This window comes from Microbacterium immunditiarum, from assembly GCF_013409785.1.
GTDB lineage: Bacteria > Actinomycetota > Actinomycetes > Actinomycetales > Microbacteriaceae > Microbacterium > Microbacterium immunditiarum.
In genome coordinates this window covers 557,096-578,291 of the sequence record NZ_JACCBV010000001.1, presented here as the reverse complement: position 1 = coordinate 578,291, position 21,196 = coordinate 557,096, and the positions used below count along the sequence as shown (strand labels likewise).

Below are 21,196 nucleotides of genomic sequence, written 5' to 3'. Positions count from 1 at the left end.
GATGTTCGATGTGGGAATTGCGCCCGCCGGGCCCGAGGGCGCCGGCTCGACGATGTTCGAGCTTCCCGGCGGCGTGCCGATCTACGAGTCCCTCGATCCGCGGTTCGGGGACTGCATCGATCTCGTCTCCCAGCTCGAGGTGCTGTACACCGGGTGCCGGTGGGCAGAAGGCCCGGTCTACTTCGCGGAGCTGCAGCAGCTGCTGTTCAGCGACATTCCGAATCGACGGATGCTCCGCTACGACGAGGTGACCGGACAGGTCTCGCTCTTCCGCCCGGTCACGGGCAACGCGAACGGCAACACGCGCGATCGCACCGGACGCCTGATCACGTGCGAGCAGGGTGCGCGGCGGGTCATCCGCACCGAGTACGACGGCTCGGTGACCGTCGTCGCCGACTCGTTCGAGGGGAGGCGCCTTAACTCGCCCAACGACGCCGTGGTCAGCGCGGACGGCAGCATCTGGTTCACCGACCCGACGTACGGCCTCCTCTCCGACTTCGTCGGCAACCGCGAGCCGCAGGAGCAGGCCACCTGCAACGTGTTCCGCATCGCGCCCGACGGCACGATGACCATCGTGGCGGACGACTTCTGGAAGCCGAACGGACTCGCGTTCTCGCCGGACGAGTCCAAGCTGTACGTCGCCGACTCGGGCCTCCTGCCCGATCCGGACGGGCCGCATCACATCCGCGTCTTCGACGTCCGCGAGGACGGACGGCTCACGGGCGGCGAGGTCCTCGCCGAGATCTCCCCCGGCATCCCGGACGGGCTGCGCGTGGACGACGGTGGGCGGGTGTGGGTCGGCGCCGGCGACGGCGTGCACTGCATCTCGCCCGAGGGCGATCTGCTCGGCAAGATCCGGCTCCCGGAGGCATGCGCGAACCTCACCTTCGGAGGCCCGAAGCGCAACCGCCTCTACATGACGGCGACGACGTCGCTCTACGCCGTCTTCGTGAACGTCCGCGGAGTGCAGCGGCCCTGACCGCGCCCTCGGGTCGCGCGATCAGGGCCGCATGAGCTCTGTGCGGGGTCAGCCGGCTCCGCCGTTGACGACGAGCGCCTGACCCGTCATGTACGAGGCGTCATCGGATGCCAGGAACGCGATGCCGGCGGCGATCTCCTCCGGGCGTCCTTGGCGGCCGAGCGGGACGTTCATCTCCACGTCGCGGTCGACGGCCGACTGCCCGCCCAGGAACTCGATGACGGGATCGTTGAAGGCCGTGTCGACCCAGCCGGGTGCGATCGCGTTCGCGCGGATGTTCAACCGCCCGACCTCTTTCGCGAGCACCTTCGTGAACATCACGATCGCGCCCTTCGACGCCGAGTACGCCGAGAGGCTCGGTGGTCCTCCGTGCGTCCCCGCGATCGAGGCGGTGTTCACAATGGCGCCGCCGCCGGCCGCCTTCAGGTGGGGCAGGCCGTACTTGGCGAAGAGGAACACCGAGCCCGCGTTGATCCGCAGCGTGGCGTCCCAGTCCTCGAACGAGAACTCCTCCACCACGCCGCTGCGCTGGATGCCCGCGTTGTTGACGATCACGTCGATTCCGCCGAGGAACTCCGCCGCGGAGTCGGTCGCCGCCTTGACGGCGTCGGGGTCCGAGACATCCGCGATCCCGCAGTCGACGCGGGCGCCGAGCGCACGCACCGCCTCGGCCGTCTCGCTCACGCGCGGGTCGATGTCCACCAGGAACAGCGACCCGCCTTCGCTCGCCAGGCGCTCGGCCGTGGCGCGGCCGATGTTCGCCACGCATCCGGTGAGCAGGATCCTCTTTCCCTTGAAGCGATCACTCGCCATCGTCACATCACTCTCCAAGTGCTCGTGCCGCGTACTCGGCTACGTCGAGGTCTTCTTCCGCGGAACCGCCCGAGGCGCCCACGGCCCCGCTCACCTCGCCGTCCTCGACGAGCGGGATCCCGCCGGGGATGGTGGAGATCACACCGCCGCCGATCGCCTCGAGGCCGTAGAACGGACCGCCCGACGGCGTGAACTGCTGCGTCACGTGCGTCGGCGTCCCGAGCGAGACGGCGGTGAACGCCTTCGCGGTCGCCACCCTCGCGGTGAAGATCGGTGCGCCGCCCATGCGGGCGAAGGCCACGAGCTCGCGAGTGCGGTCGACGACCGCGACGCTCATCGGCACCCCGATCTCGCGGGAGCGCTCGAGGGCGGCGTCGACGATCTTCCGCGCCCGCTCGTAGTCGATGTCTGTCATGGGTCTCCTCCTGTGGATGGTCACCTTCGGCTGCCCGGCGTGCGAGCGAGGGCGAGCACGAGCACGATGAGAATGCCCTGGATCACGAACTGCCACCCGGCCGCGAGGCGCGTCACGTTTCCGAGCGTGCTGAGCAGCGTGAGGAGCACGGCACCGGCCCACACGCCCGAGACGAGTCCGCGACCGCCAGCGATGAGCGTGCCGCCGATCACGACGACCGCGATCGAGGCGAGCTGGTAGTTGTCGCCCAGGTTCCGCGCCGCGCCTCCGGCGTACGCCGCCGCGAGCACGCCGGCGAGTCCGGCGAGGCCGCCCGAGAGCACGAAGGTCGATGCCCTGATGAGCGACGGGCGCGTGCCGGCGAGGCCCGCGGCGATCGCGTTCTGGCCGACGGCCTCGATGCGGCGCCCGTAGCTCGTGCGCTTGAGGACGACGTACGCGAGGACCGCGACGACGACGCCGAAGATCCCGATGACGGGGATCGGGCCCCAGTGCGCCGTGGTGAACGCCCGCAGGGCCGGGCTCGATACGCCGACGACGCTGCCCGAGTAGATGAGCGTGATCGTCTGGAGCGTGAAGCCGACCGCGAGCGTGCCGACGAGCGGGGGCATCCCGACGAGCTCGATGAGCAGCGCGTTGACGAGGCCCGCCGCGACACCGGCCGCGATGCCGGCGAGGATGCCCGGCACGAGGTTCGCGTCCTGGCCGCCCATGACGTCGCACGCGAAGAAGGCGCTGAGCGTCATGACGTACGAGACGGAGAGGTCGATGCCGCCGTTCCCGCCGGTGATCACGAACATCTGGCCGAGGCCGGCGATGAGCAGGATCGTGCCGACGATGGCTGCGGCGCTGAAGGTGTCCCACCAGCCGCGGCCCGAGGAGAGCGCGACGATCGCGAGCCAGGCCGCGATCATGCCGATGAAGGCGGGGAAGCTCGGATGCCGCACCACGCGGCCCACGAACGCGCCAGCTGCTCCCGGCGTCGACGTCTGAGGAGTCTGGTCAAGGGTGGTCATCGCGTCCTCCGGGCCGCTCGGATCCAGCCTGCGACAGAGCGCAATACGAGTACGAGCACAAGGAGGAGACCCTGCACCCCGACCTGGAAGTCGGACGAGACCCCCAGGAACTGCAGCAGCGCGCCGAGCATGCCGACGACCAGCGCGCCGGCGACGGCTCCGACGACGGAGATCTCGCCGCCGCGGAAGGTGCCGCCGCCGATGATGACAGCCGCGATGCTCAGAAGCACGTAGCTCACGCCGATCCGGGCGTCGCCGCCGCCGGTCTGCCCGCTGAGGAACAGTCCGGCGAGGATGCCGAAGAACCCGGCGAGCGTGTAGAGCGTGACCTTCGCGCCGATCACCGACCATCCCGCGCGCCGCATGCCCTCGGCGTTCGAGCCCATCCCTCGCAGCACCGCGCCGTAGCGGGTCCGGTTGACGAAGAGCGCGACGACGAGCGTGACGACCACCAGGATGATGAGCACGCCCGGGATCAGCGGTGTGGAGAACCGCGTGAAGGCGGCGATCTCGGGCGGAACCGCCCCTCCCGGCGTCGGGAGGATGACGAGCGCCAGTCCGAGCCACACGAACGACATGCCCAGGGTCACGACGATCGAAGGAAGCCGTCTCACCGCGATGAGCACGCCCATCGCCGCGTAGGCGATCAGGAGGGCGACCAGGAAGAGCAGGCCCAGGGCGAAGTCGGAGGGCAGGACGACCGCGATCACGACGTTCACGAGCCCGATGTAGGAGCCGATCCCGAGGTCGATGTCTCCGCCGGCGATGATGAACATCTGCGCGAGCGCGGCGAACACCAGCGGGATGAGCGGCCCGAGCACGAGGGAGATGCCCAGAGGCGTCCCCACGGTCGGCCGCAGTGCGACCATCACTGCGAAGATGGCGATGGCGGCGACGACGGGCAGGAACCACGGGCCGATGAGCGCGGACAGGCGGCTTCGCCCGCCCGATCCGTCGATCAGCTCCGCGTTGGTGGCGAGACTCGTCATGCGATCTCCTTCACCGCGTTGTCTTCGTGGTCGTGGCCCTCGAACGAGAGTGAGATGACCTTGTCTTCCGTGGCATCCGTGCCCTTGAGCGTCCCGACGATGCGGCCCGCGCGGAACACGAGGACGCGATCGCAGTTGCGAAGCTCCTCGTTCTCCGTCGAATACCAGACAACGCACTGGCCGGCCGCGGCGCGCGCGCCGAGCATCGCGTAGACCTCGACCTTCGTGTGCTGGTCGACGCCGCGGGTGGGGTCCTCGAGCAGCAGCAGGTCGGAGCCGACGGCCAGCGCGCGCGCCATGAGCGCCTTCTGCTGCGTGCCGCCCGAGAGGCTGGTGATCGCGTCGGAGGCGCGGCCCTTGATGCCGAGCTGGTGATACCACTCGTCGACGAGGCGCCGCTCGGCCTCGCGCCGGATCAGCCCGGCCGCGGTGAGGTTCTTGAGGCTCGAGATGCTGATGTTCTTGGCCACGTCCCACAGGCTGAAGATGCCGCGGACGCCGCGGTCTCCGGAGACGTACGCCGCGTCGCCCACGACCGAGACGCTCTGCAGGCGGGTCTTCTTCGGCGCCTTGCGCCGTCCCGGCTTCGAGCTCGCGGCCCGATGCATCGCCTCGATAGTCTGCAGCTGGCCGTGGCCCTCGAGGCCGGCAAGTCCGACGATCTCGCCGGCGTAGATGGGGAAGACCTCGTCTTCGCCGTCGAGCCCGGTCTGCTCGATCCGAACCACCGGCTCGGCGTCGGCGGGTCGTTCGAAGCGCTCCTCGGGCGGACGCTCGGCAGGGGGGACGGATGCGGCGCGCTCGAGCTCATGCGCGGCCGCGCCCATCGCGGAGACGAGGGAGTCCTTGGTCGCGGTGGACGCATCCTGCTCGCTGATGACACGACCGTCGCGCATGACGAAGATGCGCGACAGGTTCTCGACCATCTCACCGAGCCGGTGCGTCGTGACGATCGCCGACACGCCCTCGGCTGCGCGCTTGCGCAGGTACGCGTAGAAGGTCGCCGTCGACGCGGCGTCCAGCGCCGACGTCGGCTCGTCGAGGATGACGAGCTTGGGCGGAACGGCGCCGTCGACCATCGTGCTCGCGCACTCGATCATCTGGCGCCGTGCGAGCGAGAGGTCGCGGATGGTGTGATCCCGACGGATGCCGTGGTCCGGGAACATCTCGTCGAGCACGGCGCGCAGCTTGCGCCACGCCCGCGTGCGCCACCCGAACCCCCGGGCGGAGCGGTCGAAGACCGCTGCGATCTCGTCCACCCGGAGCGCGGGGGCGAGGGACAGCTCCTGGTAGACGGTGCGCACCCCGAGCCTCTCGGGGTGCGCGACCGTCGTACCAGCGGAACGCTCCACTCCGTCGAGCGTGACGGTGCCGGAGTCGCCGGAGAGAGATCCGTTCACGACCTTGAGGATCGTGCTCTTCCCGGCGCCGTTGTGGCCCGCGATGCCGACCAGCTCGCCGCGCTTCACGTCGAACGACGCATCGTTCACCGCGCGCGTCGAGCCGAAGCTCTTCGATACCCCTGACACGGTCAGCGTGTAGGGGGACGGGGAGTCAGACATGGAGGTTCCTCGCTGTGTCCCTCTGTGTGATCGATCCTGCTACTTGCTCGGGGGCGCCGGGGTGTCCACGAGGATGGGGTTGCCGTCCAGCGCGGATTTGACGTACGCCTGCGTGTCCTCGAGCGAGATCGGGTTCATCGCGATGTCGGTGTAGCCGAGGTACGAGGCCCACGCGTCGAGGTTGTCCTCGGGGATCTCGAGGAGCGGCACGTAGATGGTCTTGTCCGGGACATCCGCCGCGTCGTCCATGCCGTTTCGGACGAGCACCGACAGCCACAGCGCAGCGGAGGAGATGCTCGGCTGAGTCGAGACGGACATCGTCTCGTAGTCCGGGTTCGTCTCGAGCACCTTCTGCCAGCCCTGCAGACCCTGTCCCGAGTTGCCCTGGATGATGAGCGGGAGCGGGTTGTAGTTGGCCTGGAGGAACGCGTCGAGCGTTCCGCCGCCGTCGTTCCCGTTCGTGAGCACGCCGTCGATCTGCGGGAGCGACGGGATGATCTTCGCGACCTCCTGCTGGGCGACCGACTCGGTCCACTGTCCGTACACCTCGCCCACGAGGTTCATCTCGGGGTACTTCTCGAGGGTCTCGGTGACGCCCTTGTAGATGTCGTCGTCGACGGTGTTGCCGGCGATGCCGCGCACCATGAGGATGTTGCCCTTGCCGCCGAGATGCTCGGCCATGAACTCGGCCTCGTCGATGCCGTACTGCACATAGTCGAACGCGACCTTGTACGCGCAGTCGGCCGTGGCGAGCGAGTCGAACACGACGACCGTCACGCCGGCGTCGCACGCCGACTGGATCGCGCCGTTCAGTCCCGTCGGGGACGCCGCGTCGATGAGGATCACGTCGTACCCCTCGAGGACGAGGGACTGGATCTGCTGAGCCTGCGTCGGCGCCGAACCGTCCGTCGCGTTGACGATCTTGTAGTTGCCGTCGACGTACTCGGGGTTCTCCTTGGCGGTGTCGAGGAAGCTCTGCTCCATCTGCTTGCGCCAGATGTTCCCGTTGAAGTAGTTGCTCAATGCGATCTTCAACGGCTGAGCTTCATCTGTTCCGCCGCCGCCATCGCCGCCCGCGCCGGCTCCCGATCCGCCGGCACAGCCCGCGATGAGCGTGACGCCGATCGCGGCACTGGCCAGCGCGCCGATGGCCCGCCGAACCGCCCTGCCTCTGATTGTGGACATTGCCGAGATACCTCCTCATTGAGTGAGCCCCATTGGCCCTCTTGGTGTGTCGCTCGGCCTCTTGTCCGAGCGGCGTCTCGGGACGGATGGCTGCTGTGCCGTCCGTTCGTCAGTCGAACATGACCACGCCGCGGATGATCTTCCCGGCGCGCATGTCGTCGTATGCTTCCGCGACCTGGTCCAGCGTGTACCGCTTGGTGATGAGCTCCTCGAGCTTGAGGGTGCCGTTGCGGAACATCTGGATCTGTCGGGGGATGTCGCCCTTCGGGCTGCAGTGTCCGAAGTGGGTGCCCTGGATGCGCTTCTGGTAGGTCACGAGTTCCACGAGCGGGATCGGCGCGCCGATCGCGTTCATGTCGCCGACCGCGGTCACGACGCACGTGCCGCCCTTGCGGATCGCCGCGAACGCCTGCGCGATGACCTCGCCGTCGATGATCCCGACCGTCACGACCGAGACATCCGCGCCCTGCCCGTTCGTCAGGCTGCGCGCGTACTCGATCGCCTCCCACGGCTCGGCGAAGGCGATGGTCGCTCCGAGCTCGAGCGCCTTCTCGCGCTTGAACTCGACGGGGTCGACCGCGATGACGTGGTCGGCGCCGGCGTGGTGCGCGCCCTGGACCGCGTTCATGCCGACACCGCCGGTGCCGAAGATGACGACGACGTCGCCCGCGCGCACGTTGCCCGCGTTGACGGACGAGCCCCAGCCGGTGCCGACGGCGCATCCGAGGAGGCAGACCGTCTCGAGCGGAAGGTCCTTGTCGACCTTGACCGCGGAGTCCACCGAGATGAGGGTGTGCTCGGCGAAGGTGCCGAGGCCGCACATCTGGCCGACGGGGCGACCGTCTTCGGCGAGGTGGACGCGGTAGCTGGTGGGGTCGTCGAAGCGCGCGCCCTGCAGGAGCGTCGAGCCGAGGTCGCAGAGGTTCTGCATGCCCGCCGAGCACCAGCGACACTTGCCGCAGCTGGGCAGGAACGAGGTGATGATGTGGTCGCCGACCTCCCAGCCGGGGGTGTTCGGACCGACCTTCTCGACGATTCCCGCACCCTCGTGCCCGCCGAGCCACGGGAACACGCCCGCGTGCATGTCACCCGTCGCGAAGTGGTCGTCGCTGTGGCACATGCCCGTGGCGACCATCTTGACCATGATCTCGCCCTGACGCGGCTCGTCGAGCTCCAGGTCGACCGTCTCGTAGCGACCGGGAGCGCTCAGGATCACTGAACCGCGAGTCTTCATACCCTCACCTCATTGTGTGTGTTTGTCTGACAGCCAGACCGTCATAAGATACCACGGACGTTGAAGTGCGCAAGCGCTGATTCGGCAGCCGCGGACGGTGGCTTGCACTTTTGTCTGACAAGCATATAGTCAGATCGATAGTCTGCTAGTCGAACTGGCGCCGAAGCCGATGTCTGTTCCAACGAAGGAGTCGCAGGATGACCGACGTAGCCAGCGATCAGTACGTTGTGACGATCGCGCGCCACGGCACCCGTCAGACGACGCGCAGCGACGTCTTCCTGAACTACTCGCTGTACGGCGAGGCGGACGGGCCGATCGGGATGGACTACTTCGTGTGGGTCATCCGCAATGCGGAGCGCACGATCGTCGTCGACACCGGATACTCGCGGCGCGGCGCGGAAAGTCGCGGACGCGACGTCCTCATCGAGGTGCCCGACCTGTTCGCGAAGCTGGGCGTCGACCCGGCATCCGCACCGCTCGTCGTGATCTCGCACGCGCACTACGACCACATCGGCAATCTCGGCCACTTCCCGTCCTCACGCTTCCTCATCTCGAAGAAGGAGTTCGACTTCTGGAACGGGCCGCACGCGGGCAAGACGCTCTTCCACCACTCGGTCGAGGACAGCGAGCTCGATGAGCTGCGCGCGATCCACGCCGCGAACCGCGTCGACTTCTTCGAGGACTCCGTGCAGATCGCACCGGGCGTCGACGCCATCGAGGTGGGCGGTCACACTCCCGGGCAGGCGGTGGTCGTGGTGAACACGAGCGAGGGCCGGGTTCTCCTCGCGAGCGACGCCGTCCATTACTACGAAGAGCTCGATGCCGACAGGCCGTTCGTCTCCGTGGCGGACGTCGTCGAGATGTACGACGCGTTCGAGCGCATCCGGCGGCTCGTCGACTCGGGCGAGATCGCCCACGTGGTGAGCGGACACGACCCCGCGACACTCGAGCGCTTCACGCCGGCGCAGGGCGAGCTCGCGGGAATCGCGACGACGATCGGAGTGAGCGGATGAATGCGCAGGCCAAGGGCCGGCTCGAGGGCAAGGTCGCCGTCGTCACGGGCGCGGGCGGCGGGCTCGGCCGAGCATCGGCGGAGCGACTGTCCGCGGAAGGTGCGAGCGTCGTGGCCGTCGACATCGATGCGGAAGCGGCCGCGACCACCACGAAGGCGCTCGCCGGACCGGCGATCTCGGTGCAGGCGGACGTGTCGGACGAGGCATCCGTCGATTCGTACATCGCGGCAGCCGTCGAGGCGTTCGGCCGCGTCGATCTCCACCACCTCAACGCGGGGATCTTCGGGTCGTTCGCGCCGCTCGTCGACCTGCCGCTCGAAGACTTCGAACGCGTCATGGCGGTGAACGTCCGTGGGCAGTTCCTCGGACTGCGCGCCGCGTTCCGCCGGTACCGCGAGCAGCGCTCCGGCGGAGCGATCGTGGTCACCGGCTCGATCGCCGGCCTGACGGGCAGCGCGGATCTGCTGCCGTACCAGACCTCGAAGCACGCGGTGCACGGACTCGTGCGGGGGGCCGCCGCGTACGGCGCGCCGCTGGGCATCCGGGTGAACGCGGTCGCGCCGGGGATCGTGCCGACCAACCTGTTCGCGGATGCCGCGACAACGACCGGCGGCAAGAACGACATGGAGCATCGCGCGTCGACGACGCCGCTGCGAAGGGCCGGCACCCCGGCCGAGATCGCGGGGGTCGTGGCGTTCCTCCTGTCGGAGGACGCCGGGTACGTGATCGGGCAGATCGTGTCGGCCGATGGCGGGGCGACGATCGTCAACACCGTGCGTCCCGCCGGCGGAGCCGGCCGATGGGATCCGACGGCGGCGGATGCGGCGATCTACGGAGACGACTGGCGATGAACGGCCGGCGAGTGGAGACGAGAGGGAGACGATGACGCAGCAGCGGATCGGATTCATCGGGTTGGGCAATATGGGCGGCCGGATGACCGCGTGCATCGTGCGCGCGGGGCGAGAGGTGCTCGGGTTCGACGCGAAGGAGGAGAACGTCGCGTCGGCAGGGGCGGTGGCTGCGGCATCCGGGAAGGACGTCATCGAGCGCTCGGACGTCGTGTTCCTCTCCCTGCCCGACAGCAGGGTGATCGAAGCCGTCGTGTACGGGCCGGAGGGGCTCATCGAGCACTCCCGCGAGGGCCAGATCGTGGTCGACCTGAGCACGGCCGCGCCCGAGTCGACCCGGAGGATCCACGAGGCGTTCGCGCAGCGGGGAGTCCGGTACCTCGACGCGGGCATCTCCGGCGGAGCGGCCGCTGCCGAGAAGGGCCAGCTGACCCTCATGGTCGGCGGCGAGGCGGATGCCCTCGACGCGGCCCGCGACGTCCTCGGCCTCTTCGCGACGAACGTCTTCCACATCGGCGGCACCGGCGCCGGACACGTGACGAAACTCCTCAACAACTTCCTCAACGCCGTCGCGCTGTCGGCGACGGCGGAGGTGATGGTCGCGGCGAAGAAGGCCGGGCTCGACCTCGAAGTCGTGCTCGACGTCTTCAACAAGAGCTCGGGCGTCAACTTCGCGACGCTCAACCGCTTCCCGAAGATCATCCACGGCGACTACCTCAAGGGCGGTCTGACGAACACGCTGATGCTCAAGGACGTGACCCTCTACACGGAGCTGCTCGCGCAGCTCGGGGTCGCGGGCCTCCACGCATCCGGCCCCATCGCCGCGTTCGGCCTGGCGCGCGCACTCGGGTACGCCGATGAGATCAGCAACACCGTCGTCGACGCCATCGGAGACGTCTCGGGCGGCATCCGGCTCGCCGACCGCTCGGAGGAGGAATCATGATCATCGTCCGTCCCCACACCCAGGCCGGCGTGCGCGGCAAGCCCGGATCCCAGTTCACGGGCGACGTCTTCCCGTACATGACGATGCCCGCGACCGACGGGGTGACGATCAACACGGTCGACTTCACCCCCGGCGCGCGCACCTTCTGGCACAGCCACGAGAACGGGCAGATCCTCATCGTCCTCGCCGGGCGCGGACTCACCCAGAGCGAGGGCGGCCCCATCGAGGTGCTCCACCAGGGCGATGTGGTGTGGGTCTCCGCCGGAGAGCGCCACTGGCACGGTGCGGCGGAGGACTCCTACATGGTCCACACCGCGATCTCACTCGGCGTCACGAATTGGGAAGAGCCGGTGGATGACGCGGACTACCACAACCCCACGGAATGAAGGCGGAAAGCATATGAGCAGCAAGGAAGTGACACACGGGGAGACGTTCGACGCGGGCATGAGAGTGCGTCGGGAGGTGCTCGGCGCCGACCACGTCGCTCGCTCCCTGGAACAGACATCCGACTTCGCCCGGCCGATTCAAGAGCTGGTCACCGAGTACTGCTGGGGCGAGGTGTGGACGGACGAGGTCCTCCCCAAGAAGACCCGGAGCCTCATCAACCTCGCGATGCTCACCGCCCTCAACCGCGGTCACGAGCTGAGCGTCCACGTGCGGGGCGCGATCAACAATGGCGTGACCGTCGACGAGATCCAGGGCGTCCTGATGCAGGCGGCGATCTACGTCGGCGTGCCGGCGGCGCTCGAGTCCTTCCGGATCGCGGAGAAGACACTGAGGGACCTCGGCTGCGATGTCTGACGCGAAGGCCACGGTCGGCTTCATCGGCCTGGGGAACATGGGCGCCCCGATGTCGCGCCGGCTCGTCGAGGCGGGGTACGACGTCCGCGCGTTCGACGTGTCGCCCGAGGCACGGACGCGTGCGCACGAGAGCGGTGCGACGGACGTCGAGACCGCCGCGGGGGCCGCCGACGGCGCGGACCTCGTGATCCTCATGCTGCCGACGTCGGCGATCGTGGCATCCGTGGCCGAGGAGATCCTCGCTGCAGGCACGGCCCGGCCCGGCGCGACCCTGATCGACATGAGCTCGTCCGACCCCTTCGCGACACGGACACTCGCCGAGCGCGTCGACGCCGCCGGACTGAGGCTCGTCGACGCCCCGGTGTCGGGCGGCGTGAAGGGCGCCGTCGGAGGCACCCTCACGATCATGACGGGCGGCGGCGACGAGACCCTCGCGGAGGTCGAGCCGGTGCTGGCGGTGCTCGGCAGGACGGTGCACGCGGGCGGCGTGGGAGCCGGGCACGCTGTCAAGGCGTTCAACAACCTGCTCTCGGCGACGCACCTGTGGGTGACGAGCGAGATCATGGAGGCCGGCAAGCGGTTCGGACTCGATCCGGCCGTGATGCTCGCGATCTTCAACGGCTCGTCCGGCCGCAGCGGCTCGACGGAGAACAAGTGGCCGAACTTCATCATCCCCGAGACGTTCGATTCGGGGTTCGGACTTCGGCTGATGCTCAAGGACATGCAGATCGCGACCCAGCTCGCGCGTCAGACGGGAGCGCCGAGCCTCCTCGGAGAGGACGCCGTCGAGCTTTGGGCGGAGGCCGCCGGTGAGCTGCCCCCCGCCGCGGACCACACCGAGGTCGCACGCTGGATCCGGTCGCTGGCGGAGCGGACAGAGGGGGCGGGCTGACGTGGAGACGGCGAACTCCCTCGACGACGTGTCGGCGATTCGGCCTGTGGGGCGCGTCGCCGCGCCCGTGCGCGAGCAGGTGACCGACACCCTCCGGCGAGCGATCCTCGAGCTCGAGCTGGAGCCCGGGCACCGGCTCGTCGAGCGCGAGCTGATCGAGCGGCTCGGCATCTCGCGGGCGACGTTGCGCGAATCGCTGCGCGACCTCGTGTCGGAGGGTCTTGTGACGGTCGCGCCGCAGCGCGGAGCGGTCGTCGCCGCGCCGTCGTGGGAGGAGGCGCGCGATGTCTACGAGATCCGCGCCGTCCTCGAGTCGCTCCTCGTGCGCCGCTTCGTGCGCCGCGCCGACGCGTCGCTCGTGAAGCGACTCGCCGAGGCCATCGATCGACTCGAGGTCGAGACGGTGCGCGCGACGGACGTGCGCGAGATCCTCGCCGCCAAGGCCCAGTTCTACGAGGTGCTTCAGGAGGGCGCCGACAGCCCCGCGCTGCGCCAGCTTCTGGCGGGACTGAACGCCCGCGTTCAGCGCCTGCGCGCGACTTCGCTGTCACTGCCGGGACGGACGAGCGAGATGCTCGCGGAGCTGCGCGCTGTCGTCGCCGCCGTCATCCGCGGGGACGAGGAGGCCGCGGCCCAGCTCGGCGCCGAGCACGTCCGGCGCGCGGCGGATGCGGCGGAGCAGGCGCTCGCCAGCAAGGTCAGCGTCGGGCTCGCCGAGGGCGGCTGAGCCGCGCGGACTCACCCCCGGGTCACCGCGCTCCCGACGGCGTGAGGCGCCGCATCCGCTGATCCAACGACTCCCGAACGCACGACTTGCCGTCGAGTGCACGGCCTCCCGACGCACCTTGGGCGTGCAGTCGACGCCAGGCCGTGCACTCGGCGAGCGGCCCCGATGCGCCCGATTGGGCCCCTGACCGGGCATCCGGTACGATAGGTGGGTTGTCCGGTCTCGGCCCATGCCGAATCCGGCCGGACACGTGCACACACCCTCCTGCTGCCGGGAAGTGCCCGGCAGCCGTTCTAGTCCGAAGGAGGTGGGTCAGTGACGCACAAGTACGAGCTCATGGTCATCCTGAACCCTGAGATCGACGAGCGCCAGGTCGCCCCGAACCTCGACAAGTTCCTGAAGGTCATCACGAACGATGGTGGCTCGATCGACAACGTCGACATCTGGGGCAAGCGCCGTCTCGCCTACGAGATCCAGAAGAAGAACGAGGGCATCTACGCCGTCGTCAACTTCACGTCGACGAGCGCGGCCGCGCAGGAGCTCGACCGCCAGCTGAAGCTGGACGAGCGGATAATGCGCACCAAGGTGCTCCGCGCCGAAGAGGCCATGGCACAGGTCGCCGCCGAGCAGAAGCGCTCGGAAGAGAAGGCGGCCCGCAAGGCTGCGAAGGCCTGACACCATGGCCGGTGAGACGATCATCACCGTTGTCGGCAACCTGACTGCCGACCCCGAACTGCGCTACACGCAGAACGGACTCCCCGTCGCCAACTTCACGATCGCGTCGACGCCGCGCACCTTCGACCGCCAGGCGAACGAGTGGAAGGACGGCGAAGCGCTGTTCCTCCGCGCGAGCGTGTGGCGCGACTTCGCCGAGCACGTGGCGGGCTCGCTGACGAAGGGGATGCGCGTCATCGCCACCGGCCGCCTCAAGCAGCGCAGCTACCAGGATCGCGAAGGCAATAACCGCACCGCGATCGAGCTCGAGGTCGACGAGATCGGCCCGTCGCTGCGCTACGCGACCGCTCAGGTCACCCGCACGTCGGGCGGCGGCGGCCAGTCGCGCCAGCAGGTCGCCGACGAGCCGTGGGCGACCCCGGGCTCGTCGAATGCGGGCGGCGCGAGCGCCGACGCGTGGAGTGCTCCCGGCGCCTACGGCGACGACACTCCGTTCTGATCTCAGTAAACGAATTGAAGTAAAGGAATCACCATGGCTGGAAAGGCGAGCGGCGACCGCCGCAAGCCGCGGAAGGGCGCGAAGAACGCCGCCCCCGCGAAGGCGATCCGTGTCGGCGTCATCGACTACAAGGACGTCGCCACCCTCCGCAAGTTCATCTCGGAGCGCGGCAAGATCCGTGCCCGTCGTATCACCGGTGTCTCGGTGCAGGAGCAGCGTCTGATCGCGAAGGCGATCAAGAACGCACGCGAGATGGCTCTCCTGCCGTACGCCGGCGCTGGCCGCTAAGGAGTACCGACATGGCAAAGCTCATTCTCACGAACGAGGTCGCCGGGCTCGGCAGCGCCGGTGACGTGGTCGAGGTCAAGAACGGCTACGCCCGTAACTACCTCATCCCGCAGGGCTTCGCGGTCGCGTGGACGCGCGGCGGCGAGAAGCAGGTCGCATCGATCCGCGCCGCCCGCGAGGCGCGCGCGATCGCGACCCACGAAGAGGCCGTGGCCCTCAAGGACGCCCTCGAGTCGAACAAGGTCAAGCTGGCCGTCAAGGCCGGCGCCGAGGGCCGTCTGTTCGGCTCGGTGAAGACCGGCGACGTGGCCGACGCGGTCAAGGCCGCCGGCCTCGGCGACCTCGACAAGCGCAAGATCCAGATCACCTCGCCGATCAAGTCGGTGGGCGAGCACGAGGCGACCGTTCGCCTCGGCGACGAGCTCACCGCCGTGATCACGCTTCAGGTGGTCGCCGCGAAGTAACGACTTCGCCGGTCGCGCACCGCCGCGAGCGGGGCGTGCAGACCAAGACGGATGCCGCGACCCGGCCCTCCCCCGAGGGCTCGGGTCGCGGCATCCGCCGTTTGGGTTCTCCGATCGCGGCCGGCTGGTTCCAGGCACGAAAGGCGCCGACCGCGACCGGAGAAGCTCTGGGAGCGGGAGGGCCGTCTGGCAACGGCCCTCCCGCCGTATGCTCCGAGGACCAAGGCGACCCTGGGGAACGATCGCCCTCAGGTCACACGGAGCGTCGCCGCAACACGAGCACACCGCCGGCTGCGAGGAGCAGCAGCCCCATCGCCAGCACGCCGAGTGCGCCCGTCCCTCCTGTCGCGGCGAGGTCTGTCACGCCGTCGAACGCCGCCGGCGAGCCCACCGCGGCGGGCGTTCCGTCGGAACCGGGGTCACCCGGCGTGGTTCCGCCCGGCGGATCTCCCGGATCGCCGGGGGTGTCAGGTCCGCCCGGGGTGTCCGGTCCTCCGCCAGCGGGGCCGGCGTCGCCGAGCAGGTCGACGAGCGCCTGGTCGAGCAGGCCCGTGCTGTCGACCGCGTCGCCGATGTTGGCACCCGCGTTCTGCACCGTGGCGGCGAGTGCCGTCGGCACATCCCCACCCGAGGTCAGTGCCTCGACGATCGCGCCGGCGTCGGCGACCGCGTCGGTCGCGAGGCCGTCGACGATCTGGTCGGCGGTGTTCGCCGCGGCGTTGAAGAGCGTCTGGCCGAGGTCGTCGCCGAGGTCCGACACGGTGGTGCCGAGGTCGTCCACGGCGCCCGACAGGTCGCCCTCCCCGAGCTCGTCGAGGACCGCGTCGGCGTTGTCGGCGAGGTTTCCGACCAAGCCGCCCTCGACGAGGATCCCGTCTCCGACGACGTCGTTGAGTCCGGAGTCGGAGCCCAGCAGGCTGTCGAGGATGGTGGATCCTGCGGTGGTGCCGGTCAGGTCGTCGACGAGGTCTGCAACCGCGTCGGTGGCGGGCTCCAGCGTGCCGTCGTCTCCGAGGATCGGATCGAGCACGCTGTCGCCGGCGAGTCCGTCGACGAGGCCGTCGTTCTCCGTCAGGTCGGTCAGCAGGCCGTCGGCGTCGTCGGTCGCGTCGCCGTGCTCAGGGGCCTCGGCATCTTCCAGCGTCGTCGTCAGCGCATCCTCGACCAGTCCCGTCGTGTCCGCCGTGTCGGCGACGTTGGCGCCGAGGTTCTGCAGCAGGTTGCTGAGCTCGGCGGGTGTGTCGCCGCCGTCGAGCACGTCGCCGAGGTCGGTCAGGGCGTCGGCCACGATGCCGTCGACGACCTGGTCGTCGAGGTTGGTCGCGGCATCCGTCACCGTCTCGTCGAGAGCCGTGCCGAGGTCTTCGACCGTGGTTCCGACGTCCGTGAGGGCGGCGTCGAGATCACCCGCGGCGACGTCGTCGAGGACCGCGTCGACGTTGGTGGCCAGGTCGCCCACGGTGCCACCCTCGACCAGGGCGCCGTCGCCGACGACGTCGTTCGCGGCGGAGTCTCCGCCGACCAGCGCGTCGACGACCGTGGTGCCGGCCGACGAGGCGGTGACGTCGTCGACGACGGTCGCGACCGTGTCGGTCACGGGCGCGACGGCACCCGCGTCACCGAGGATCGGGTCGGCGATCGCATCGCCGACGAGGGAGTCGACGGGCCCGTCGTCGGCAAGCAGCGACGAGATGGGTCCCGGTTCGGGAGGCGGTTCGGCCGCGTTGGCGGCCGCGGCGCCGAGCAGCGTGATGCCGCCGGCGAGAAGCGTGCCCCACAGGGCGCGCTTGATGAAAGCGTGCATGATGTCCCCTTTTGTGATGGATCACTGAACTGCGCGCGCCGGTGGCGCGCCGAAGCTCTGCCGCCCGGTGAGGCAGGGCGGCGGGATCCGATCAGTCGGGGGAGACGTCTGTGGCGAAGAGAGGCGCGCCCGGTGCGACGTCGTTCGCGGGCCCGGCTCGGCGCACCCAGGCACGGTGTGCGGCGAACGGAACTGCGGCGACGAGCGCCCAGGCGGCGGAACCCGTGCCACCGGGTCCTGCAGTGGAGGTCAGCGGCGCCGAAGACGGCACCGCACCAGGGATCGAAGGGCCGTCTGATGGCGCGGCCGAGCTGGGGGATCCGGGTGGAGGCGTCGACGCGCCGGGGCCGTCGAACACGACGCTGCGTGCCGTGCGCGCGAGCGCTGGCGATGGTGAGACGGATGCCGCGGCATCCGTCACGTCCGCGGGCGGCGGAGCCGCGGCGGAGTCGGGAGCGGGCGGTTCGGCCACGATGACGCCGGGGATCGCCGGCAGGACGCCGTCGACGGCTGCGCCGACGTCGGCCACGAGGTGGAGCGCCTCGCTCGCCGTGCGGTCGATGATCGCGGCGGTGTCGGTCACCGCGGCGTCGAGCCCGAGGCGCGCGACGACGTCGGCGACGACCGGGACGCGGCCGAGGGTCGCGACCACGGGTGCCGTGAGCTGCGAGACGAGGCCGGAGTCGACGACATCGACGACCGGAGCGGCGACGATCTGGACGACCGGCGAGACGATTCCCGGACCGGGCTCGTGTGGTGCCGGCGCGGGCTGCTGCGGTGCCGGCGCGGGCTGCTGCGGTGCCGGCGCGGGCTGCTGCGGCGGGGGTTGCTGTGGGGCAGGTTGCCGGGCAGCCGGCGCGGGCACGGCCGAGAGGACGCTCTTGACCGCATCCGTCACAGCCGGAACGGCGGACGACACGGTCGAGGTCACCGCTGAAGTCGTGCGGTCGAGCACGGTGGTGACACCGCTCAGAAGCGCTGCGCCGCGGGAGTCGTCGGTCGCGTCGTCCGCACGGGCGTCGCTCGAGGCGAACCCGAGTGCGATCGAGAGGACGAACCAGGCGAACGCGAGTCCGGCCCCGATCAGGGCCAGGCGCACGAACCTCGAGCCCGAGGGCGAGTGTGCGATCTCCACGTTCACCTCCCATGACGAAGTCTCGCGTTTCGTGCGAAACGCGTCTGAGGGTGCCTGGATCTCCGACCGTAGTGGATGATCCGCGCTGTGTCCAGCAACCTTGCGCGCGTCGCCGCAAAGCCGGAGATTTCGGACCGCATGGATTTGCGGAATCCCGCGGTTTGTGCACAGGCGCGACCTGCGGCGCAAACCTTCAAGGCCAACTTTAATCACATCGGCATCCACAGCGTGAGTTTGAGAAAACACCAGGTCGGAGGCGATAAAAAAGTTGAGCGTCCGCTGAGTGCGCACCGTTATCCACAACGGTTGTGCACAGGTCTGTCGGCGTTTCTCGCAGACTCTCCACATAGTTATCCACAGGTGCTGTTGCATCCCCGACACGCTCTCCTTAGCGTGGGCTTCGGCCCAATCGGGGGGTGCGCTCGACTGTCGGAGGAGACAGGTTCGAGGCTTGCGACGACGACTGATGTCGGTGGTTCGTGTTGTGCTCAACACGGATGCGGCGGCGTGCCGCCCGCAGGCCGAACGACCATGCGAGTGTGCTCAGGCGCATCCGTCGGCCGCCTGTCGTGCTCGAGCTGCTGTGGGAGGTATGGGGAACCGTGTCGATAGCCGACATCTCCGAAGACCGCCTTGGCGGACCGCGCGAAGCGGAACGGACGCCTCCCCATGATCTCCTCGCCGAGCAGAGCGCTCTGGGCGGGATGCTGCTCTCGAAGGACGCAGTGGCCGACGTCATCGAGACGCTGCGCGGGCCGGACTTCTACATCCCGAAGCACGAGCTGATCTTCGAGGCGATCCTCACGCTCTACTCGCACGGCGAGCCGACCGACGTCGTCGCCGTGACCGACGAGCTCATCAAGACAGGCGAGCTGCAGCGTGCCGGCGGCCCCGACTATCTGCACTCGCTCACGTCGATCGTGCCGACCGCGGCCAACGCCGGCTACTACGCGTCGATCGTCGCCGAGCGCGCGCTGCTCCGTCGCCTCGTCGAAGCAGGCACCCGCATCGTGCAGATGGGGTACGCCGGCCAGGGGGATGCGCTCGAGCTCGTCAACAACGCGCAGGCCGAGATCTACTCGGTCGGCTCGGCACAGGAGTCCGAGGACTACGTCCCGCTGACCGTCGCCGTCGACGCGGCGGTCGACGAGATCGAGGCGGCCCGCGGTCGTGACGGTCAGATGACGGGCATCCCCACCGGGTTCGCTCAGCTCGATCAGCTCACGAACGGACTGCACCCCGGACAGCTCATCATCATCGCGGCGCGACCCGCGCTCGGCAAGTCGACGCTCGCGCTCGACCTTGCCCGGGCGGCCGCGATCAAGCACGACATGCCCACGATCTTCTTCTCGCTCGAGATGGGCCGCAGCGAGATCGCGATGCGCCTCATGAGCGCCGAGGGCGCGGTTCCGCTGCAGGCGATGCGCAAGGGCACGCTCGACTCGCGCGACTGGACGACGATCGCCGCGACGCGCGGCCGCATCAACGATGCGCCGCTGTACATCGACGACTCGCCCAACATGACGCTCGTCGAGATCCGCGCGAAATGCCGCCGCCTGAAGCAGCGCGTCGGACTCAAGATGGTGGTCATCGACTACCTGCAGCTCATGACCTCGGGCAAGCGCGTCGAGTCGCGTCAGCAGGAGGTCTCGGAGTTCTCGCGTGCGCTCAAGCTGCTCGCCAAGGAGCTGGGGGTGCCGGTCATCGCGCTGTCGCAGCTGAACCGTGGCCCGGAGCAGCGCGCAGACAAGAAGCCGGCGCTCTCCGACCTGCGCGAGTCGGGCTCGATCGAGCAGGACGCCGACATGGTGATCCTGCTGCACCGCGAGGCCGCCTACGAGAAGGAGAACCCGCGCGCCGGCGAGGCCGACCTGATCGTGGCGAAGCACCGCAACGGCCCGACCGACACCGTGACCGTCGCCTTCCAGGGTCACTTCTCGCGGTTCGCCGACATGGCGGTGGGGGACTTCGGGTAAGTGGCAAGGTGAGCCCCGGCCGGAGAATCCCCGTCCGGCCGTCAATGAGGAGGTCGTCGATGACGCAGTACACCCTCGAGTTGCCGGAGGTCGATCTCGTCTACGACGTCCACGGGCCGCTGCCGACGGCCGACGACAGGCCGCCGCTGGTCATGATCGGGCAGCCGATGGACGCGAGCGGCTTCGACGCCCAGGTGAAGCTGTTCCACGATCGCACCGTCGTCACCTACGACCCTCGGGGCCTCGGCCGGAGCAAGCGGAAAGACGGCGGGGTCACGAACGAGCCGGAAGTCCAGGCCGAGGACGTCCACGCGATCATCGAGGCGCTCGGCGTCGGTCCGGTGCAGATGTTCGCCAGCAGCGGTGGCGCGGTGACCGCGCTGGCGTTGGTGACGGCGCATCCGGATGACGTCTCGACACTGGTCGCGCACGAACCGCCTATCGACTGTGTCCTGCCGGATGCCGACGCTGTCCAGCGCGCTCGAGAGGCCTACACCCGGGTTTACGAGGAGAAGGGCTGGGGTGCGGGGATGGCCGCGTTCATCGCGATGACGTCGTGGGAGGGCGAGGTCACCGACGAGCATCTGGCGCAGTCGGTGCCCGACCCGGCCGCATTCGGGCTGCCGGCCGAGGACGACGGCTCGCGCGACGATCCGCTGCTGTCCGACCGCTCGTGGGCGGTGACACACTATCGGCCGGATGTGGAGGCGCTGAAAGCGGTGCCGACGCGGATCGTGGTCGCAGTCGGCGAGGAGTCGATGAAGGTGTACACCGGCCGAACCGCGCTCGCGTTGGCCGAGCAGCTCGACCAGGAGGCGACGGTGTTCCCGAGCCATCACGGCGGCTTCATGGGCGGCGAGTTCGGGTACGCCGGGCAACCCGAGGCCTTCGCCGCCAGGCTTCGCGAGGTGCTCGACACGGCGTGAGCCTGGTCCGCC

At 69.2% G+C, this 21,196-nt stretch carries 23 protein-coding genes; 14 read left to right on the top strand and 9 right to left on the bottom strand.

The features are described 5' to 3' along the window. Position 1 precedes the first annotated feature (1 nt). A complete protein-coding gene (locus BJ991_RS02685; protein WP_218852844.1) occupies positions 2-979 on the top strand; it encodes an SMP-30/gluconolactonase/LRE family protein in 978 nt (325 codons plus the stop codon). A 48-nt stretch (positions 980-1,027) separates the two neighbouring features. On the opposite strand, the gene BJ991_RS02680 is transcribed toward BJ991_RS02685, so the two are convergent. From BJ991_RS02680 to BJ991_RS02650, 7 genes are all read right to left on the bottom strand, one after another. Continuing rightward, positions 1,028-1,792 carry an SDR family NAD(P)-dependent oxidoreductase gene (locus tag BJ991_RS02680; RefSeq protein WP_179487225.1) on the bottom strand — a complete coding sequence of 255 codons (765 nt, stop codon included), beginning with the start codon at positions 1,790-1,792 and terminating at the stop codon, positions 1,028-1,030. 7 nt (positions 1,793-1,799) lie between these two features. Beyond that, entirely contained in the window at positions 1,800-2,207 is a 408-nt protein-coding gene (locus BJ991_RS02675; protein ID WP_179487223.1) for a GlcG/HbpS family heme-binding protein, read from the bottom strand. A 20-nt stretch (positions 2,208-2,227) separates the two neighbouring features. Further along, on the bottom strand, positions 2,228-3,223 hold the full coding sequence (locus BJ991_RS02670) for an ABC transporter permease (RefSeq protein ID WP_179487221.1): 996 nt from the start codon (positions 3,221-3,223) through the stop codon (positions 2,228-2,230). Beyond that, on the bottom strand, positions 3,220-4,212 hold the full coding sequence (locus BJ991_RS02665; protein ID WP_179487219.1) for an ABC transporter permease: 993 nt from the start codon (positions 4,210-4,212) through the stop codon (positions 3,220-3,222). Before BJ991_RS02665 ends, BJ991_RS02670 begins: the two co-directional genes overlap by 4 nt. Then, entirely contained in the window at positions 4,209-5,774 is a 1,566-nt protein-coding gene (locus tag BJ991_RS02660; RefSeq protein ID WP_179487217.1) for an ATP-binding cassette domain-containing protein, read from the bottom strand. Before BJ991_RS02660 ends, BJ991_RS02665 begins: the two co-directional genes overlap by 4 nt. A gap of 39 nt (positions 5,775-5,813) precedes the next feature. Beyond that, a complete protein-coding gene (locus tag BJ991_RS02655) occupies positions 5,814-6,959 on the bottom strand; it encodes a substrate-binding domain-containing protein (protein ID WP_179487215.1) in 1,146 nt (381 codons plus the stop codon). 109 nt (positions 6,960-7,068) lie between these two features. Then, complete coding sequence (locus tag BJ991_RS02650) at positions 7,069-8,193, bottom strand: NDMA-dependent alcohol dehydrogenase (RefSeq protein ID WP_179487213.1); 1,125 nt, start codon at positions 8,191-8,193, stop codon at positions 7,069-7,071. A gap of 197 nt (positions 8,194-8,390) precedes the next feature. Here BJ991_RS02650 and BJ991_RS02645 point away from each other — a divergent pair, with 197 nt between their 5' ends. The 11 genes from BJ991_RS02645 to rplI all read left to right on the top strand — a co-directional run bounded on the left by BJ991_RS02645 (position 8,391) and on the right by rplI (position 15,343). Continuing rightward, on the top strand, positions 8,391-9,206 hold the full coding sequence (locus tag BJ991_RS02645; protein ID WP_179487211.1) for an N-acyl homoserine lactonase family protein: 816 nt from the start codon (positions 8,391-8,393) through the stop codon (positions 9,204-9,206). Further along, a complete protein-coding gene (locus tag BJ991_RS02640; RefSeq protein WP_179487209.1) occupies positions 9,203-10,057 on the top strand; it encodes an SDR family NAD(P)-dependent oxidoreductase in 855 nt (284 codons plus the stop codon). The genes BJ991_RS02645 and BJ991_RS02640 overlap by 4 nt, the downstream gene beginning before the upstream one ends. Then, positions 9,954-10,997: an NAD(P)-dependent oxidoreductase gene (locus tag BJ991_RS02635; protein WP_343048623.1), complete on the top strand. Its 1,044-nt coding sequence runs from the start codon at positions 9,954-9,956 to the stop codon at positions 10,995-10,997. Before BJ991_RS02640 ends, BJ991_RS02635 begins: the two co-directional genes overlap by 104 nt. Beyond that, on the top strand, positions 10,994-11,383 hold the full coding sequence (locus tag BJ991_RS02630; protein WP_179487204.1) for a cupin domain-containing protein: 390 nt from the start codon (positions 10,994-10,996) through the stop codon (positions 11,381-11,383). Before BJ991_RS02635 ends, BJ991_RS02630 begins: the two co-directional genes overlap by 4 nt. Positions 11,384-11,396: 13 nt before the next feature. Next, positions 11,397-11,798, top strand: a complete 402-nt coding sequence (locus BJ991_RS02625; RefSeq protein ID WP_179487203.1) for a carboxymuconolactone decarboxylase family protein — start codon at positions 11,397-11,399, stop codon at positions 11,796-11,798. Then, positions 11,791-12,690: an NAD(P)-dependent oxidoreductase gene (locus BJ991_RS02620; protein WP_179487201.1), complete on the top strand. Its 900-nt coding sequence runs from the start codon at positions 11,791-11,793 to the stop codon at positions 12,688-12,690. The genes BJ991_RS02625 and BJ991_RS02620 overlap by 8 nt, the downstream gene beginning before the upstream one ends. Before the next feature lies 1 nt (position 12,691). After that, positions 12,692-13,417: an FCD domain-containing protein gene (locus BJ991_RS02615; protein ID WP_179487199.1), complete on the top strand. Its 726-nt coding sequence runs from the start codon at positions 12,692-12,694 to the stop codon at positions 13,415-13,417. Between the two features lie 315 nt (positions 13,418-13,732). Continuing rightward, on the top strand, positions 13,733-14,092 hold the full coding sequence (rpsF, locus tag BJ991_RS02610; RefSeq protein ID WP_179487197.1) for a 30S ribosomal protein S6: 360 nt from the start codon (positions 13,733-13,735) through the stop codon (positions 14,090-14,092). Between the two features lie 4 nt (positions 14,093-14,096). Beyond that, a complete protein-coding gene (locus BJ991_RS02605; RefSeq protein WP_179487195.1) occupies positions 14,097-14,591 on the top strand; it encodes a single-stranded DNA-binding protein in 495 nt (164 codons plus the stop codon). 33 nt (positions 14,592-14,624) lie between these two features. Continuing rightward, on the top strand, positions 14,625-14,879 hold the full coding sequence (gene rpsR / locus BJ991_RS02600) for a 30S ribosomal protein S18 (protein WP_137845745.1): 255 nt from the start codon (positions 14,625-14,627) through the stop codon (positions 14,877-14,879). Positions 14,880-14,890: 11 nt separating this feature from the next. Further along, a complete protein-coding gene (rplI, locus tag BJ991_RS02595) occupies positions 14,891-15,343 on the top strand; it encodes a 50S ribosomal protein L9 (protein WP_179487193.1) in 453 nt (150 codons plus the stop codon). A 253-nt stretch (positions 15,344-15,596) separates the two neighbouring features. Here rplI and BJ991_RS02590 read toward each other — a convergent pair whose 3' ends face one another. Together BJ991_RS02590 and BJ991_RS02585 are read right to left on the bottom strand one after the other, a co-directional pair. Further along, complete coding sequence (locus BJ991_RS02590; protein WP_179487191.1) at positions 15,597-17,147, bottom strand: beta strand repeat-containing protein; 1,551 nt, start codon at positions 17,145-17,147, stop codon at positions 15,597-15,599. A gap of 91 nt (positions 17,148-17,238) precedes the next feature. Next, on the bottom strand, positions 17,239-18,282 hold the full coding sequence (locus BJ991_RS02585) for a hypothetical protein (protein ID WP_179487189.1): 1,044 nt from the start codon (positions 18,280-18,282) through the stop codon (positions 17,239-17,241). 602 nt (positions 18,283-18,884) lie between these two features. On the opposite strand from BJ991_RS02585, the gene dnaB reads away from it, so the two are divergent. Next, positions 18,885-20,258: a replicative DNA helicase gene (dnaB, locus tag BJ991_RS02580; protein WP_179492424.1), complete on the top strand. Its 1,374-nt coding sequence runs from the start codon at positions 18,885-18,887 to the stop codon at positions 20,256-20,258. A 59-nt stretch (positions 20,259-20,317) separates the two neighbouring features. Further along, on the top strand, positions 20,318-21,184 hold the full coding sequence (locus BJ991_RS02575) for an alpha/beta fold hydrolase (protein WP_179487187.1): 867 nt from the start codon (positions 20,318-20,320) through the stop codon (positions 21,182-21,184). The last annotated feature ends 12 nt before the right edge of the window (positions 21,185-21,196 follow it).

What these genes read in the sequence shown, in the direction of transcription:
- BJ991_RS02685 (WP_218852844.1), top strand. Translation starts at nt 2, where the DNA reads ATGTTCGATGTGGGAATTGCGCCCGCCGGGCCCGAGGGCGCCGGCTCG.
- BJ991_RS02680 (WP_179487225.1), bottom strand. Translation starts at nt 1,792, where the DNA reads ATGGCGAGTGATCGCTTCAAGGGAAAGAGGATCCTGCTCACCGGATGC.
- BJ991_RS02675 (WP_179487223.1), bottom strand. Translation starts at nt 2,207, where the DNA reads ATGACAGACATCGACTACGAGCGGGCGCGGAAGATCGTCGACGCCGCC.
- BJ991_RS02670 (WP_179487221.1), bottom strand. Translation starts at nt 3,223, where the DNA reads ATGACCACCCTTGACCAGACTCCTCAGACGTCGACGCCGGGAGCAGCT.
- BJ991_RS02665 (WP_179487219.1), bottom strand. Translation starts at nt 4,212, where the DNA reads ATGACGAGTCTCGCCACCAACGCGGAGCTGATCGACGGATCGGGCGGG.
- BJ991_RS02660 (WP_179487217.1), bottom strand. Translation starts at nt 5,774, where the DNA reads ATGTCTGACTCCCCGTCCCCCTACACGCTGACCGTGTCAGGGGTATCG.
- BJ991_RS02655 (WP_179487215.1), bottom strand. Translation starts at nt 6,959, where the DNA reads ATGTCCACAATCAGAGGCAGGGCGGTTCGGCGGGCCATCGGCGCGCTG.
- BJ991_RS02650 (WP_179487213.1), bottom strand. Translation starts at nt 8,193, where the DNA reads ATGAAGACTCGCGGTTCAGTGATCCTGAGCGCTCCCGGTCGCTACGAG.
- BJ991_RS02645 (WP_179487211.1), top strand. Translation starts at nt 8,391, where the DNA reads ATGACCGACGTAGCCAGCGATCAGTACGTTGTGACGATCGCGCGCCAC.
- BJ991_RS02640 (WP_179487209.1), top strand. Translation starts at nt 9,203, where the DNA reads ATGAATGCGCAGGCCAAGGGCCGGCTCGAGGGCAAGGTCGCCGTCGTC.
- BJ991_RS02635 (WP_343048623.1), top strand. Translation starts at nt 9,954, where the DNA reads ATGGCGGGGCGACGATCGTCAACACCGTGCGTCCCGCCGGCGGAGCCG.
- BJ991_RS02630 (WP_179487204.1), top strand. Translation starts at nt 10,994, where the DNA reads ATGATCATCGTCCGTCCCCACACCCAGGCCGGCGTGCGCGGCAAGCCC.
- BJ991_RS02625 (WP_179487203.1), top strand. Translation starts at nt 11,397, where the DNA reads ATGAGCAGCAAGGAAGTGACACACGGGGAGACGTTCGACGCGGGCATG.
- BJ991_RS02620 (WP_179487201.1), top strand. Translation starts at nt 11,791, where the DNA reads ATGTCTGACGCGAAGGCCACGGTCGGCTTCATCGGCCTGGGGAACATG.
- BJ991_RS02605 (WP_179487195.1), top strand. Translation starts at nt 14,097, where the DNA reads ATGGCCGGTGAGACGATCATCACCGTTGTCGGCAACCTGACTGCCGAC.
- rpsR (WP_137845745.1), top strand. Translation starts at nt 14,625, where the DNA reads ATGGCTGGAAAGGCGAGCGGCGACCGCCGCAAGCCGCGGAAGGGCGCG.
- rplI (WP_179487193.1), top strand. Translation starts at nt 14,891, where the DNA reads ATGGCAAAGCTCATTCTCACGAACGAGGTCGCCGGGCTCGGCAGCGCC.
- BJ991_RS02590 (WP_179487191.1), bottom strand. Translation starts at nt 17,147, where the DNA reads ATGCACGCTTTCATCAAGCGCGCCCTGTGGGGCACGCTTCTCGCCGGC.
- BJ991_RS02575 (WP_179487187.1), top strand. Translation starts at nt 20,318, where the DNA reads ATGACGCAGTACACCCTCGAGTTGCCGGAGGTCGATCTCGTCTACGAC.